A 14,721-nucleotide genomic window follows, 5' to 3' on the forward strand; every position below is an offset into this window, starting at 1 on the left:
CTTCATCAAAAATCTCCTCAGATATCTTGCCGAGAAAATTCTACTTCTGAACACCATTAAATTTCGGGGGGATTACCAGACTGACAGAGCTGTCGTGAAAATTGTTACCTTTTTAAACAGAACACCGCCTCCAGTTGCTAGCTAACAACCCAGCAACAGATTTAATCAAGTAAAACCTGCAAAGAAGTTCGACCAGATGAGACCAGAACAGATATCGAAGGCAGCGCAGCATCCGCCCAGACACAAGTCACTTGTCCGTCGTGAACGGCCCTTACCAGACCTTGGACCAGCTTGCACGATGCTGCGGTGCGGCCCGTCAAACCGGCAGTTCGCTGCAGACGCCATACAAAGCAAAGTTCGAACTCACAGTCTGCGAACTTTGCTGCCGTTTAGATTTCTGGTCTGAGAGCCCGCCTGCCATGTTTTGCGACCGCAGCACATGTCACCTAACTTGAAAGCAGCAGACTCACGAATTTCAATCCATCAAACAAAGCACCCCACACACTCTTAGGAAAAAAAGTTGCACTTTATGAAATAACTTGTAACGGTCGCACTGACACATACAGCCTTCAAAGCACAGTACCGCAAGTGAAAGACAGCACTCAAAACCACAACCATATCGACGGGCGCCGTGTAGCCGGGCGCATCCTCGACGAATGCCGGTCGTTTATCGAAAAAACCGGTCCGATGGGCTGCCTCGTCTCGGTCTCAATCGGTGACGTGCCCGAGATCGAAGTCTATGTGCGCAATCAGGAACGCGGGGCGGCGCGGGCCAATCTGCCGTTTGAAACCCGGTTCTGGCCGGGCGACATAACCCAGGACGAGGCCAAGGCCCGCATTCAGGCGATGAATGATGATCGCCGCGTTCTGGGCATCATCCTGCAGCGCCCCGTACCCGATCACATCAATTTGCGGTCGCTGCAGTCGGCCATCCACCCACTCAAGGATGTCGAGGGCATGAACCCCGCCTCGATCGGGAACATCGTCTATTCCGACGTTGCCCTTGCCCCCTGCACAGCCACAGCCAGTGTCGAGTTGATCAAGGAAACCGGCGTTGACCTCAAAGGGCTCGAAGTTGTGATGATCGGGCATTCGGAAATCGTGGGCAAACCTGCTGCCATGATGCTGATGGCCGAAGGGGCAACCGTGACGGTGTGCCATCACATGACGCGCTCGGTCGCGATGCATTCGCGCCGGGCAGATGTGGTTGTTGTGGCCGTCGGCATTGCACACTTTCTGGAGCCGGACATGATCAAACCGGGGGCTGCGGTGATCGATATCGGGATCAACCAGATCGACGGTCCGGACGGCACGCCCCGCATTGTCGGAGATGTGGATACCGATGCGGTTGGCGCGATTGCGGGCTGGATCACGCCTGTGCCAGGGGGAGTCGGCCCGGTTACGGTCGCGATCCTGATGCGCAACGCAATCGTGGCCCATCAGCGCCAGGTCGCTGCCGGATGGATGGCTTGACATGGGCAAGCCAGACACCCGATTTGACGTTGCCGCACAGATCGACAGCAATGTGCAGTCCCGGATGATCGAAATCCATGTGGCCAAGGGGTTCAGCGGGCTCGAGCTGACCTCGGTCACCCACGTGCTCGCCACTGCGAACACACTGCTGGCGCGGGATTTGTTTTCGTGGCGCTTCAGTACGAACGCGCCTGGGATTATCGCGAGCGATCAGGGCACGCTTGTGCGCGCCGAACCTGCGATTTCCGATCACCGGCTTGCGGATACGATGATTGTCGTGGGCGGGAAAGGGGCGGCCACGGGCACATGGCTGCCGCGCGCGCGCGCCATGCAGCGCAGGGCACGCACCGTGGTACTGCTGTCGGATGCCGCAACGGCCTATATCACCGTGACAAAGGCACCGAGCGGGCGTGTGACCACACACTGGCGCGATATCACCAAACTGTCGGAGACCGGCTATTACCCCAAACTCACCACCCATCTCAGCGAGAATTCGGACGGAATCATCACGGCCGCCGGCGCAGGGGCAACACTGGAGTTGATGGTGGGTCTTGTCGCGCCCTATCTCACCAGCGTGCAGGTCGCGGAACTGGGCAATCATCTGCTGTTGCAGACCATCCGCAAGAGCGACGCCGAGCAACCCAGATGTATGGCGGACAATGAGGGGCTGTTCGACGCCCGTCTGACGGACGTGATCCGCCTAATGGAAGACACCGTGAACGAGCCGATGTCGATGAACGAAATCACTGCGCATGTCGGCTTTTCGACACGGCATATGGAGCGCGTATTTCGCAAGACCTTCAACGACACGCCCGCCCGGTTCTACAAGCGGCTGCGCGTCAAACGAGCGCGCACGATGATCGAAGAATCCCTGCTGCCGATGATCGACGTCGCCATTGCCTGCGGTTTTGGGTCATGCACGACCCTGGCCAAGGCGGTGAAGGCGGAATACGGCGTCACCCCGTCCCAGATGCGGTCGCGCAAAAGCATTCAGGTCCTGACCTATGCGGGCCGTCAGACCGCCAGATAGCCGATGGCGGCGAACACCACTGCGATCCCGATCCACTGAATGCGCGCCACGGCTTCGCGCAGGAACACCGCGGCCAGGATGATCGTCAGCACCCCGAACGTCGAGGCCGCGACCGAGGCGAAGGCGGGATAGGCGTATGATCCGGCCAGCATCACCGCCCCGATGGCAATGGCATCCAGCGCCCCCATCACCATAAGGACCGGCAAGGCCGAGATGGGTGGCATCACGGGCTGACGCCATGTCAACGCCAGCACCCCGACAATCGCCACAGCGCCTATGCGCGCCACCGCGATTGCGGTCATCTCGGCCCCGCCCTCGACCGACAGTTGACCCAAGGCGAAGGACACGGCAAAGCCAATGGCCGCCGCCACCGACCACAGAATGGCGGCAGGCTGCGCGCCAGCGCCATCCCCGTCTTTAGATGTTGCTGCGACGAACCCGCACCCCGCTACCACGACCAGCACCGCAATCCACTGCAACACCGTGACGTCCTGCCCGTTCACGACCGCCCACCCCACCGACAGGATGGGAAAGGCGGCGACAATCGGTGCGACCACCCGCACCGGTCCGATGGCCAGCGCGCGGTAGAACGCCAGCCCGGTCAACCCAAACAGGACGCCTGACACCGCTGCATATACGCCCGCGTGTCCGTCAAGGCCGCCCAATCCAAGAGCGAGCGCGAGACACCCAGTCGCAACGCATCCACTTACAAGAACGGGAAAAAGGGATTGAAACACGCCCACCCGCTGCGAAATGTAGCGCACCAGCGTGTCATGCACGCCCCAGCACAGGGCCGCGATCAGCCCGAGGGTCAGTGCCCCCACGGACCCGGCCGTGCAGAAAGGATTGATTTTCTCACGCGGCAATGCCCCTTTTGTTTGCAGCGGATGTGCGTCCCGAGTATTCTCACAGTTAAATTTTTATTCCGCTAGTGCAAATTCGTGCGGCGTTCGGAGGCCAAAATGCTCGACTCCCCCTATCCAAACGTCCGGCCCGGCCCGCCGCGTCCCAGCCGGATCGTCGAACCTGCGCAGTTTTCGATGCCGCGCGGCACCGAACGCTATGTGGTGCAAGGGGGCGGCGCGGTTCTTGTTCCGGTCGAAGCGGGTGATCAGGTGACGATCATCAATGACGAGGGCGGGCAGGTCTGCGAGGTGATCGGGGCTGACGCGCAGGGGCGGGCGGATCAAGGCCTGCTCGATCAACCCGCCGACGCGCCCGCAGATGGATTGCGCGCCTTGCTTGACGGCGACGACCGGTCATTGCGTGGGCTGCGCATGGGCCTTGAAGCGCGCAAGGTGGATATCGCGGCGGCCCTTGCCGTGCGTCTGTTTGATGGTGCCACGCGGGCTGGCGCAGAACAGGCAATGCGCGTTGTGCGTGACGGCGCGCTGATCATTGCCGCCCCCGGCGGGGCCATGGATTTCGAGGCGCAGAACACCGTCACCCCGCTGACCGTGATGATCAAGCGGGCCACGATCAAAAGCCACGTCAAGTTCGAATTGCCCGACCCGCTGGCCGACCCTGTGGCCGACATCCGCGTCCACACGCAAACAGCCGAGGCGTTTTTCGTCAAAGCGGGCGACTACATCCAGATCATCGACGTGGATGGCCGCCAGTGTACGGATTTCGAATGCTTCTCGGCGCGCAAACTCGACAAGGGGATTGAACACGCGCTGGATGTGACAACCACCCGCACGCTGATGGGTCACGCCTATCCCATGCCGGGGCTGCACGCGAAATATTACGATCAGGAAATGCTGCCGCTGGTCGAGGTGGTGCAAGACACCTGCGGGCGTCATGACGCCTTTGCGCTGGCCTGTTCGGCCAAATATTATGACGACATCGGTTATCCCGGCCACCTCAATTGCTCGGAGAATTTCAACACCGCCCTGTCGAAATTCAACGTCACAGGCCGCCCCGGCTGGATGGCGATCAACTTCTTTTTCAACACCTATCTCGACGAACACGGGGCGATGTACTCGGACGAACCGTGGTCGCGGCCCGGCGACTACGTCCTGTTGCGCGCGCTCACGGACATCGTCTGCGTCTCATCCGCCTGCCCGGACGACACCACGGCGGCCAACGGCTGGAACCCCACCGACATCCACGTGCGCACCTATAGCGGGCGCGAGACCTTTCAACGCAGCGTCGCCTACCGGCCCACCCCTGATGCGGACCCCAAAATGACCAAACAAACCGCCTTTCACGACAGCTTTGCCAAGCACACCCGCAACTTTGTCGAATATAACGGCTATTGGCTTGCCAACTGCTTTGCCGAGGCTGGCCCGATCGAGGAATACTGGGCCTGTCGCCAAAAGGCAGCGATCATGGACCTGTCCCCTCTGCGCAAGTTCGAGATTACGGGACCGGACGCCGAGGCGCTGTGCCAATACGTCTTCACCCGCAACATGAAGACGCTGGCGGTGGGCGGCGTGGTCTATACCGCGATGTGCTATGAACATGGCGGCATGATCGATGACGGCACCGTGTTCCGGTTGGGCAAAGACAACTTCCGCTGGATCGGCGGCAATGACTACGGCGGCGACTGGCTGCGCGAGCAGGCGGACAAACTGGGGCTGAAGGTGCTGGTCCGCTCGTCTACCGACCAGTTGCACAATGTCGCCGTGCAAGGCCCCGAGAGCCGCGACTTGCTGCGCAAAATCGTGTGGACCGCGCCGCACAATCCCGAGTTTGACCAGCTTGGCTGGTTCCGCTTTACGCCCGCACGGCTGATGAACGAAAGCGGCACACCATTTGTCATCTCGCGCACCGGCTATACGGGCGAGTTGGGATACGAGGTGATGTGCCACCCCAAGGATGCGCCCGAGATTTTCGATGCGATCTGGGCGGCGGGTCAGGATCACGGCCTGCGCCCGATGGGGCTTGAGGCACTCGACATGGTGCGGATCGAGGCGGGGTTGATCTTTGCCGGGTATGACTTTTCCGACCAGACCGACCCGTTCGAGGCGGGCATCGGGTTTACCGTGCCGCTTAAATCCAAGCCCGACGATTTCATCGGGCGTGACGCGCTGATCCGGCGCAAGGAACATCCAAGCCGCAAACTTGTTGGCCTCGATATCGACAGCAATGTGCAGGTTGATCACGGCGATTGCATTCATATCGGGCGCGCGCAAATCGGCGAGGTGACGTCCTCCATGCGTTCGCCATTGCTCGACAAGAACATCGCGCTTGCCCGCATCGACGTGGCCCACGCGGATATCGGCACGCAGGTCGAGATTGGCAAGCTCGACGGCCACCAGAAACGGCTGCCGGCCGAGATTGTCCCCTTTGCCCATTACGACCCGAAAAAGGAGCGGCCCCGCTCATGATCCGGCGCGCTTTTCTGATTGGCCTCATGACCCTCGCCCTGCCCGCCCACGCCCAATCGGTGAAACTGCAAGCGCATGAAATCGATGCGCTGTTGTCGGGCAATACTGCCATCGGCAAATGGGACGGTGCATCCTATCGCCAGTATTTCGATGCGGACGGCACCACGATCTATGCACAGGACGGCGCACGCTCGGCGCGCGGGGAATGGCGCATCGATGCGGAAAAAGACGAATACCAAAGCATCTGGCCCCGCGATGTCGACTGGGAGGGGTGGTTCGTGATGGAGTGGGCAGGCACCTTCTACTGGGTCAGCAAGAAAACACCGCCCACACCGTTCGAACTGGTCGAGGGCGAACAGTTGGTCAAGCGATGATCCGTTATGCATTCGCCGTACTGCTCAGCGCTACTGCCGTCCATGCGGACACGTATTGTGCTGATCTGACGGCGCTTGCAAACGGCAGTTCCTCCGAAATCGCTATGCCATCTGGTGCGATTGGCACTTGCTCTACGTCGCTTGACCTGACGGGCGCGCGCGCTCTCAACTGCCGCTGGCCTTTCGACTACCGGGCACAGGCCGCAACGGATGCCTTCACCGAATTGCTTGACGCGACGGCGCAATGCCTCGATACAGACGGCGTGACGGACCAAGGGGTCAACCACCCCGACAGCTACGACTTGCGCACATTCACGACCGACACTGCGCAGGTCAGCGTCTCGATCAAGGACAAGGGCGCGCTGCAGCAGACGTTCATCTTTCTTCGCGTCGCCCCGCCTTCTTAGGGGTCTGGACCCTAATTCTGCAGATACACCTCAAGGCTGTCATCCAGCGCATCGACCCAAGGCGTGTGGTGTTTGGGCGCCATCGTCCCGGTCATCACCGATGCGTAGCCGTTGTCGCGGAAGGTCATGATCCCCTGCTTCTTGTGGCCTTTCCATGCCTTGAACGCCTTGCAGGCCCCTTCGACATCAAAGGACGGATAGTTCGTCTCGGCGATCAATTCCTTGATATAGTCGCCCTGATACCAGATCGCGTCATAGTCATCTTCGCCCGCATCTTCGCGCGCAACGCGGTCCGCGACGTCGGCCTCCATCTCGTCCTTCGACGGCATCGCGATCTTGCCCATGATCGCATCGCGCACCCACCAGGCTTGGGCGTCAAACATGTTAAAGGTGAACCACTGGTCCTGCATACCAAGATAGAACAGCGCCGGATTGTGCGCCCACGCGACCCCTTTATACAGGTCCGCCGTCGCCAGCCGGTTGGCGGTTTTCAGCCGCAGGTCCTCGGCCATGAAGGGGAAGTGGTGTTGATAGCCGGTGCACAGGATCACCGCGTCCACATCGCGGCTGGTGCCATCCTTGAAATGCGCCGTCTTGCCATCCACGTGGGTCAGCAGCGGCACCTCGGCCCAGTTGTCGGGCCAATCATAGCCCATCGCCGCCGTGCGGTGGGACACCGTGATCGACTTGGCCCCGTATTTCCAGCATTGCGACCCAATGTCCTCGGCCGAATAGCTGGTGCCGACGATCAGGATATCCTGTTCCTTAAATTCAAGCGCGTCGCGGAAATCATGGGCGTGCAGCACGCGGCCCTTGAAGCTGTCAAAGCCCGGAAACTCGGGCACATTCGGCGTTGAAAAGTGGCCAGAGGCACAGATCACGTGATCGAAAGTTTCGGTGTATTCGTTGTCCGCAGGCAGGTCCTTGACCGTGACGCTGAACATCCCGTCCTCGAACTCCACCCGGCGCACGGCTGTCTCGAACCGGATCCAGTCACGCACACCCGCCTTCTCGACGCGACCCTGAATGTAGTCAAACAGCACGGCACGCGGAGGGTAGGATGCGATCTGTTTGCCGAAATGTTCCTCAAAGGAGTAGTCGGCGAACTCAAGGCCCTCCTTCGGCCCGTTCGACCACAGATACCGATACATCGACCCATGCACCGGCTCGCCGTACTGATCCACGCCCGTGCGCCATGTGTAGTTCCACAGCCCGCCCCAATTGGCCTGTTTTTCAAAGCAGACAACCTCGGGAATATCCTCGCCGTTCTGTTTTGCGGATTGAAACGCGCGCAGTTGCGCCAGCCCTGATGGTCCGGCCCCGATGATGGCGATACGTTTGGGCATGGTGCGACTCTCCTGACTGGTGTCGGTTCGCATCAATTCGACCGCTATCGTCCCTGCAAGTCAACTAATTTGCACAGCAGTGAAATTGCACAGGTGACTTTTCGATGCCATCGTGCTGATTTCAGGCATGTCGTCACGACGAATGGAGAACGCGCTATGGGCAAACCGCATTTCAGTTTTTGGATCATCGCGGGGCTGGGTCTGGTCTGGAACCTGATGGGCTGCCTTAACTTCATCACGCAGATGAATGCAGACGCGGTGGCGCAGATGCCCGAGCTTTATCAACTCATCATCGCCGCACGCCCGTTCTGGGCCACGCTTGCATTTGGTTTTGCCGTGTTTGGCGGCGCGGTGGGGTGCATCCTGTTGCTGCTGCGCCGCCGCGTTGCCGTGCCGGTCTTGGCATTCTCGTTGGTCGCGACGGTCGTGACAGTGATCCAGACCATATCCGTGCTTGGCATGGCCCCAAGCACCCTGTTGGCACTTTTGGTCGGGGCCGCGCTGTTCTGGTATGCGACGATTGCCGCGCGCAAGGGTTGGCTGCGCTGAACGCCGTCCGCCCTCAGATATCGAGCGTGTTGTCCTTTTCCCACTGCGAGAAATGCGCGGTGAAATCATTCCATTCCTGAGTCTTCATTTTGACGTAGGACGCCGAGAATTCTTCGCCCATCGCCGCCTTGAGGCCCTTGTCCTTGTCGTATTCACGCAAGGCATCGAGCATGTTCAACGGCAGCTTGGGCGCGCCGCGCACCTTGTGGCCCTCGGCATACATGTCGATGTCGTGACGCTTGCCCGGGTCGGCCTCGGTGCGGATACCATCCAGCCCAGCCGCGATGATGACCGCCTGCAACAGGTAAGGGTTCGTCGCCCCGTCCGGCAGGCGCAACTCAAACCGGCCCGGGCCGGGCACGCGCACCATGTGTGTGCGGTTGTTGCCTGTCCACGTGACCGTGTTAGGGGCCCATGTGGCCCCTGACATGGTGCGGGGTGCGTTGATACGCTTATAGCTGTTCACGGTCGGATTGGTGATCGCCGCCAGCGCGCTTGCGTGTTTCATGATCCCGCCAAGGAAGTGGCGGCCCTTTTCCGACAGGCCCAGTTCAGCGGTCTGGCTGCTGTCATTGGGTTCCATCGCAAACACGTTGGTCTTGGCATCCCCGCCGGGCGCGTCCCAGACCGAGATATGGGCGTGACACCCGTTGCCCGTCAGCCCCTCAACCGGCTTGGGCATGAAGGTCGCGCGAAAGCCGTGCTTTTCCGCAACGGACTTGGTCATGAATTTGAAGAACGAATGCTTGTCGGCGGTGCGCAGCGCATCGTCAAACTCCCAGTTCATCTCGAACTGGCCATTCGCGTCCTCGTGGTCGTTCTGGTACGGACCCCAGCCCAGATCCAGCATGTAGTCGCAAATCTCGCGCACCACGTCATAGCGGCGCATCACGGCCTGCTGGTCGTAACAGGGCTTGGCGGCGGTATCGTATTCATCACTGATCTGGTTGCCATCCGGCGTCATCAGGAAATACTCGGCCTCGATGCCGGTCTTGACGTGCAACCCTTCGGCAGCGGCCTCGTCAATCAGGCGGCGCAGCACGTTGCGGGGGGCCTGGGCGACGTCCTCGCCCTCCATCACGCAGTTGCCCGCGACCCACGCGACCTCGGGTTTCCATGGCAATTGAATGACCGAGGATGGGTCAGGCACGGCCAGCATGTCCGGGTGCGCGGGCGTCATATCAAGCCAGGTGGCGAAACCGGCAAAGCCTGCGCCATCTTCCTGCATGTCGGCGATGGCTTGGGCCGGCACCAGCTTGGCCCGCTGGCCCCCGAAAAGGTCGGTGAAGGAAATCATGAAATACTTGACGCCATTGTCGGCGGCGAACTTGGCAAGATCAGTGGTCATCTGTCTGTTCCTGTTGGTCTTTATGTGGTGAGGGCGCGTGCCGTGATGGCCGCGCCCTTCATTGTGGTGATCAGTAAGAGGTGCCGGGCTTGCCGGGATACCAGTCGGTGCCCGCCAGTGGGATTTTCGCCATGGCCGCCGCCTCCATTGTCAGCGCGCACAGGTCCTCGGGTTCGAGGTTGTGCAGGTGGTTCTTGCCGCAGGCCCGCGCGATGGTCTGCGCCTCAAGCGTCATGACCTTGAGGTAGTTGTTCAGTCGCCGCCCCCCTTCGATGGGGTCAAAACGCGCCATCAACTCAGGGTCCTGCGTGGTGATCCCGGCGGGGTCCTGCCCTTCGTGCCAGTCGTCATAGGCGCCCGCCGTGGTGCCAAGCGCGTTGTACTCAGCCTCCCATTTCGGGTCATTGTCTCCAAGCGCGATCAGGGCCGCGGTGCCAATGGCAACCGCATCCGCACCAAGCGCCATGGCCTTGGCCACATCCGCGCCGGTGCGAATACCGCCCGAAACGACCAGTTGCACCTCGCGGTGCATGTCGAGATCCTGAAGCGCACGCACCGCCTCGCGGATACAGGCGAGGATCGGCTGGCCGACATGTTCGATAAACACGTCCTGCGTGGCGGCTGTGCCACCCTGCATCCCGTCCAGAACGACCACATCCGCACCGGCCTTCACCGCCAGAGTGGTGTCGAAATAGGGCCGCGCACCACCGACCTTGATATAGATCGGCTTTTCCCAATTGGTGATCTCGCGCAACTCGAGGATCTTGATCTCCAGATCGTCCGGCCCCGTCCAATCGGGGTGACGACAGGCCGAGCGTTGGTCGATCCCCTTGGGCAGGTTGCGCATTTCGGCGACGCGGTCGCTGATCTTTTGGCCCAAAAGCATGCCGCCCCCACCGGGTTTGGCGCCCTGCCCCACCACGATTTCAATCGCGTCCGCGCGGCGCAGATCATCGGGGTTCATCCCATAACGCGAGGGCAGATATTGATAGACCAGCTTGTTGGAATGGCCGCGTTCCTCTTCGGTCATGCCGCCATCGCCCGTGGTGGTCGACGTGCCCGCCATTGTGGCCCCGCGCCCCAATGCCTCTTTGGCACCGCCCGACAATGCCCCAAAGGACATGCCCGCGATTGTGACCGGAATATCAAGCTGGATCGGGTTCTTGGCAAAGCGGGTACCAAGTGTGACGGAGGTTTCGCATTTCTCGCGATACCCTTCCAGCGGGTAGCGCGACATGGACGCGCCCAGAAACAGCAGATCGTCAAAGTGGGGCAGCTTGCGCTTGGCCCCGCCACCGCGAATGTCGTAGATGCCGGTGGCCGCAGCCCGCCGGATTTCAGCATTGACCGGGTTGGAAAAGGTGGCCGACTGGATCGGCATCGTGCGCGGAGCGCCGTGAGGGCCCGTATTGCGCGGCGCGCCCTTTTGCTCGTCTTTCATGGTCGCCCCTTAATACGCGTTGTCGATGTTGAAATTGTAGAGCTGGCGCGCTGACCCGTACCGCTTGAATTCGGACGCCTTGGCATCGCACCCGCCGCGTTCCAGCAACTCTTCGAGCAGGGTCAGGTGTTCGGGCCGCATTTCTTTCTCGATGCAGTCCGCACCAAGGGACTTGACCGAACCGCGTACGAACAAGCGCGCTTCGTAAAGGGAATCGCCAAGGGCTTCGCCCGCATCGCCACAAACAACCAGATTGCCGGACTGCGCCATGAACGCCGACATGTGCCCGATATTGCCGTGCACGATGATGTCGATCCCCTTCATCGAGATACCGCAGCGCGAGGATGCATTGCCCTTGATCACCAGCGTGCCGCCATGGCCCGTCGCGCCTGCATATTGCGAGGCGTCCCCTTCGACCACGACCATGCCGGACATCATGTTTTCCGCCGTGCCGGGGCCGACAGAGCCGTGCACATGCACGGTCGCCTGCTTGTTCATGCCCGCGCAGTAATACCCGGTCGAGCCCTTGATATTCACCTCGATAGGCGCATCAAGGCCCACCGCGATGGCATGGCTGCCTTTAGGGTTCACGATTTCCCAATGGGTCTGGTTGGTGTTTGCCGCTTGAGCGTGAAGCGTGGAGTTGAGGGCGCGCAGGCCCTCCGCCTCAAGGTCGAATGTCTGCATTTACGCCGCTTTCTCTTGCGCGGTGGGGGCCGCATTGTGCGACCAGAAATAAACGGTGGCGGGCTCGGGTTCCCACACCTTGGCGCTCTCGATCCCCGGCAGGTTCACCAGCGCGCGATATTCTGAGCCAAAGGCCACATATTGATCGGTTTCGGCCATCACGGCGGGCTTGCACGCAATCGGATCACGCACCACCCCGAACCCGTCCTTGGTGCCGACCACAAAGGTAAAGAACCCGTCAAGATCATCAAGGCTGGATGTCAGCGCCTCGCCCAGGGTCGAGCCGTTCTGCATTTTCCACGTCAGGTAGGCGGCCCCGACTTCGGTGTCGTTTTCCGTTTCGATATGCACGCCAAGGCGGCGCAATTTGCGGCGCAGCGAGTTGTGGTTGGACAGCGATCCGTTGTGCACCAGGCACTGGTCGATCCCAGTGTTGAACGGGTGCGCGCCCATGGTCGTGACCGCCGACTCGGTGGCCATGCGGGTGTGCCCAATCCCGTGCGTTCCGGACATTTGCCGAATATCAAAGCGGTCTGCCACATCTTTGGGCAATCCGACCTCCTTGTAGATCTCAAGGGTCGAACCGTGGCTCATCACTCGCACATCGGGGCGGATTTCGGCAAGGATCTGGCGCGCGGCGGCGACCTGATCCGCCTGCAACGACAGCACCGCATGGGTGTCTTTGACAGCCATCGAAACCTTGCCCTGCACCCGCTTGCGCAAGTCCTTATCCAGCTTGTCGAAATCGGTTTCCGGCGCGCTCGATTGCACGGTCAGCTTTGCGTTACCCGCTGTTTCATCGCCATAAATCGCGATACCGGCGCTGTCGGGGCCACGATCGGTCATTGTGATCAGCATGTCGGTCAGCATGTCGCCAAGCCGGGGCTCCAGCGATGTGTCTTTCAGAAAAAGTCCGACGATCCCGCACATGGCGAAGGCCCTCCCAAACAGTGATCTGTCGTTCGACTCGAACGCTAACATCGTTACATCACATGCTCAACCAATGGGAAACTAATTTTCACTTCAGTTAAAAAAAGAGTCGCCAGAGTAAAGTTCACGTGGTTCAATTTGGCCAGCGCCGCGACACGCATACGACGGTGCACAATGCCAACAGTCCAACACGGGGGTTCATCGTGGAAGAGCAAATCGCAGAGCTGACGGCCCAGATTGCCGCGCTGCAGGGCAAGAGCGGTGTGACAAACACCATGTTTGCCGAAACATTCTATTATCTGACCATCCCGCTGATGATTATCATTCATGCGGGGTTTCTGGCCTACGAAATGGGGGCCTCGCGCCTCAAGAACGTGCTGAGTTCGGGGGTAAAGAACATTCTGGCTTTCGCCTTTATGATCCCGACCTTCTATTTCTTTGGCTGGTGGGTCTATTGGGGCTTTCCCACGGGATTGCCGGGTGCGCCGGGACCTGCGGGCATTTCCGGCGTTGAATATGCGAACGCGATCGCATGGGGCTGGGGTGAAAGTGCGCAATATATGGGCCCGAACATCACCGATCAGGCGTCGGGCGTGTTCTTTGGTGCCTTTGCGCTGTTTGCGGCCACGACGGCCTCCATCATGTCAGGTGCTGTGATCGAACGCATCCAGACGGTTGGCTTTGTCATTCTGGCCGTGGTTCTGGGGTCTTTCGCTTGGGTCGTCGCCGCCGCATGGGGATGGCACGCGGATGGCTGGCTGGTCACACAATGGGGCGTGCATGACTTTGGCGCGGCGGGCCTTGTACACGCGGTAGCCGGGTTCTTTGCCCTTGGCGTACTGATCAACCTGGGCCCGCGCATCGGCAAGTTCAATGCGGATGGTACAGCCAATCACATCGCAGGGCACAACATGCCGCTGACGGTAACGGGTCTGATGCTGATTATTGTGGGCTTCTGGGGCTTCCTCATGGCGTGCGTGATTGTGCCGGGCGAGGCGTGGAGCTGGTTTGCAGACAAGCCGTCCACCATCTACGGCACACCCATCACGCTGTCGGCGCTGGCCTTCAATATCCTGATGGCTGTTGCAGGTGGCATCATCGGGGCGTGGGTGCTGACCCGTGATCCTTTCTGGATGATGTCGGGCGCACTGGCGGGGATCATCTCGACCGCCTCTGGCCTCGATATCTACTACCCTGCACTGACCTTCATCGTCGCCTTCTCGGCAGGTTTGATCCTGAAACCCTGTGCGGACTGGCTGGAACGCCGCGGCATCGATGATGCGGTGGGTGCGGTCACGGTGCACGGCACCATCGGCCTTTACGGTGTTGTCATGCTGGGTGTCTTTGCGTCGGGCTACCCCGCACTCCAAGGCGCTGCGGGCGAGGTTCCAACCATCAGCCTGATCGGTCAGATCGTGGGCGCGGTCGTCTTCTTCCTGCTTGGATTTGTGCCTGGCTACGTGGTGTCGCTGATCCTCAAGATGATGGGCATGTTGCGCATCCCCGAGGGCGCGGAACTGGCGGGCATGGACATGGTGAAAGTCCCGGCCGCAGGCTATCCCGAAGGCATCCCCGCACCGGGCGTCAATCTGGCGCCGGGTGAGTAACTGAACAGAAAAGGAGAAGACCATGGGTTTTCCATATGACGAAGCAAGCTGGTCGGTTGTTGACGGGGCCATGTTCATGGGCTGGGGCAGTGCGATGCCGGGCCTTTATACCCTGATCGCGGCGGGCATCTGTGTCGCGGTCCTGTTGTTCGGCCAAAAGACCGAACGGGCCAAAACCAAGCAATACGACAAGTAGG

At 60.5% G+C, this 14,721-nt stretch carries 14 protein-coding genes; 8 read left to right on the forward strand and 6 right to left on the reverse strand.

Features of this window, described 5'->3' with window-relative positions:
• Positions 1-588: 588 nt before the first annotated feature.
• Entirely contained in the window at positions 589-1,473 is an 885-nt protein-coding gene (locus Q0908_RS19410; protein ID WP_299288650.1) for a bifunctional 5,10-methylenetetrahydrofolate dehydrogenase/5,10-methenyltetrahydrofolate cyclohydrolase, read from the forward strand.
• A 1-nt stretch (position 1,474) separates the two neighbouring features.
• Positions 1,475-2,503, forward strand: a complete 1,029-nt coding sequence (locus Q0908_RS19415) for a helix-turn-helix domain-containing protein (protein WP_299288652.1) — start codon at positions 1,475-1,477, stop codon at positions 2,501-2,503.
• Here the strand turns inward: Q0908_RS19415 and Q0908_RS19420 are convergent.
• Entirely contained in the window at positions 2,488-3,327 is an 840-nt protein-coding gene (locus Q0908_RS19420) for a DMT family transporter (protein ID WP_299288655.1), read from the reverse strand. The two genes, Q0908_RS19415 and Q0908_RS19420, sit on opposite strands and share 16 nt — an antisense overlap.
• A 138-nt stretch (positions 3,328-3,465) precedes the next feature.
• Between Q0908_RS19420 and Q0908_RS19425 the strand changes: the two genes are divergently transcribed.
• The 3 genes from Q0908_RS19425 to Q0908_RS19435 are packed head-to-tail and all read left to right on the forward strand — an operon-like array spanning position 3,466 to position 6,616.
• Positions 3,466-5,835, forward strand: a complete 2,370-nt coding sequence (locus tag Q0908_RS19425; protein ID WP_299288659.1) for an aminomethyltransferase family protein — start codon at positions 3,466-3,468, stop codon at positions 5,833-5,835.
• Positions 5,832-6,209, forward strand: a complete 378-nt coding sequence (locus tag Q0908_RS19430) for a hypothetical protein (protein WP_299288662.1) — start codon at positions 5,832-5,834, stop codon at positions 6,207-6,209. The genes Q0908_RS19425 and Q0908_RS19430 overlap by 4 nt, the downstream gene beginning before the upstream one ends.
• The gene (locus Q0908_RS19435; RefSeq protein ID WP_299288665.1) at positions 6,206-6,616 is read left to right on the forward strand and encodes a hypothetical protein; all 411 of its coding nucleotides are present in this window, start codon (positions 6,206-6,208) and stop codon (positions 6,614-6,616) included. The genes Q0908_RS19430 and Q0908_RS19435 overlap by 4 nt, the downstream gene beginning before the upstream one ends.
• Positions 6,617-6,627: 11 nt before the next feature.
• Here the strand turns inward: Q0908_RS19435 and Q0908_RS19440 are convergent, their stop codons facing one another.
• Positions 6,628-7,962, reverse strand: coding sequence for an NAD(P)/FAD-dependent oxidoreductase (locus Q0908_RS19440; protein WP_299288668.1), 1,335 nt, complete (start codon positions 7,960-7,962; stop codon positions 6,628-6,630).
• A 156-nt stretch (positions 7,963-8,118) separates the two neighbouring features.
• Here Q0908_RS19440 and Q0908_RS19445 point away from each other — a divergent pair, with 156 nt between their 5' ends.
• Positions 8,119-8,511, forward strand: a complete 393-nt coding sequence (locus Q0908_RS19445) for a hypothetical protein (protein WP_299288671.1) — start codon at positions 8,119-8,121, stop codon at positions 8,509-8,511.
• Between the two features lie 13 nt (positions 8,512-8,524).
• On the opposite strand, the gene glnT is transcribed toward Q0908_RS19445, so the two are convergent.
• The 4 genes from glnT to Q0908_RS19465 all read right to left on the reverse strand — a co-directional run bounded on the left by glnT (position 8,525) and on the right by Q0908_RS19465 (position 12,917).
• A complete protein-coding gene (gene glnT / locus Q0908_RS19450) occupies positions 8,525-9,859 on the reverse strand; it encodes a type III glutamate--ammonia ligase (RefSeq protein ID WP_299288674.1) in 1,335 nt (444 codons plus the stop codon).
• A 70-nt stretch (positions 9,860-9,929) separates the two neighbouring features.
• Positions 9,930-11,300 (reverse strand): FMN-binding glutamate synthase family protein, encoded by a 1,371-nt coding sequence (locus Q0908_RS19455; protein ID WP_299288676.1) that lies wholly within the window; start codon positions 11,298-11,300, stop codon positions 9,930-9,932.
• A gap of 9 nt (positions 11,301-11,309) precedes the next feature.
• Positions 11,310-11,987, reverse strand: a complete 678-nt coding sequence (locus Q0908_RS19460; protein WP_299288679.1) for a protein GlxC — start codon at positions 11,985-11,987, stop codon at positions 11,310-11,312.
• A complete protein-coding gene (locus tag Q0908_RS19465; RefSeq protein ID WP_299288682.1) occupies positions 11,988-12,917 on the reverse strand; it encodes a glutamine amidotransferase family protein in 930 nt (309 codons plus the stop codon).
• A 203-nt stretch (positions 12,918-13,120) separates the two neighbouring features.
• Between Q0908_RS19465 and Q0908_RS19470 the strand changes: the two genes are divergently transcribed.
• A complete protein-coding gene (locus Q0908_RS19470; RefSeq protein WP_299288685.1) occupies positions 13,121-14,524 on the forward strand; it encodes an ammonium transporter in 1,404 nt (467 codons plus the stop codon).
• Positions 14,525-14,546: 22 nt separating this feature from the next.
• Positions 14,547-14,720: a hypothetical protein gene (locus Q0908_RS19475; protein ID WP_299288687.1), complete on the forward strand. Its 174-nt coding sequence runs from the start codon at positions 14,547-14,549 to the stop codon at positions 14,718-14,720.
• The last annotated feature ends 1 nt before the right edge of the window (position 14,721 follow it).

Origin of the sequence: uncultured Tateyamaria sp., from assembly GCF_947494755.1 — a bacterium.
In the GTDB taxonomy this organism is placed as follows: Bacteria; Pseudomonadota; Alphaproteobacteria; order Rhodobacterales; family Rhodobacteraceae; genus Tateyamaria.

Coding starts and splice junctions, on each gene's coding strand:
- Q0908_RS19475 (WP_299288687.1), top strand. CDS start 14,547: ATGGGTTTTCCATATGACGAAGCAAGCTGGTCGGTTGTTGACGGGGCC.
- Q0908_RS19415 (WP_299288652.1), top strand. CDS start 1,475: ATGGGCAAGCCAGACACCCGATTTGACGTTGCCGCACAGATCGACAGC.
- glnT (WP_299288674.1), bottom strand. CDS start 9,859: ATGACCACTGATCTTGCCAAGTTCGCCGCCGACAATGGCGTCAAGTAT.
- Q0908_RS19435 (WP_299288665.1), top strand. CDS start 6,206: ATGATCCGTTATGCATTCGCCGTACTGCTCAGCGCTACTGCCGTCCAT.
- Q0908_RS19425 (WP_299288659.1), top strand. CDS start 3,466: ATGCTCGACTCCCCCTATCCAAACGTCCGGCCCGGCCCGCCGCGTCCC.
- Q0908_RS19460 (WP_299288679.1), bottom strand. CDS start 11,987: ATGCAGACATTCGACCTTGAGGCGGAGGGCCTGCGCGCCCTCAACTCC.
- Q0908_RS19445 (WP_299288671.1), top strand. CDS start 8,119: ATGGGCAAACCGCATTTCAGTTTTTGGATCATCGCGGGGCTGGGTCTG.
- Q0908_RS19430 (WP_299288662.1), top strand. CDS start 5,832: ATGATCCGGCGCGCTTTTCTGATTGGCCTCATGACCCTCGCCCTGCCC.
- Q0908_RS19455 (WP_299288676.1), bottom strand. CDS start 11,300: ATGAAAGACGAGCAAAAGGGCGCGCCGCGCAATACGGGCCCTCACGGC.
- Q0908_RS19465 (WP_299288682.1), bottom strand. CDS start 12,917: ATGTGCGGGATCGTCGGACTTTTTCTGAAAGACACATCGCTGGAGCCC.
- Q0908_RS19440 (WP_299288668.1), bottom strand. CDS start 7,962: ATGCCCAAACGTATCGCCATCATCGGGGCCGGACCATCAGGGCTGGCG.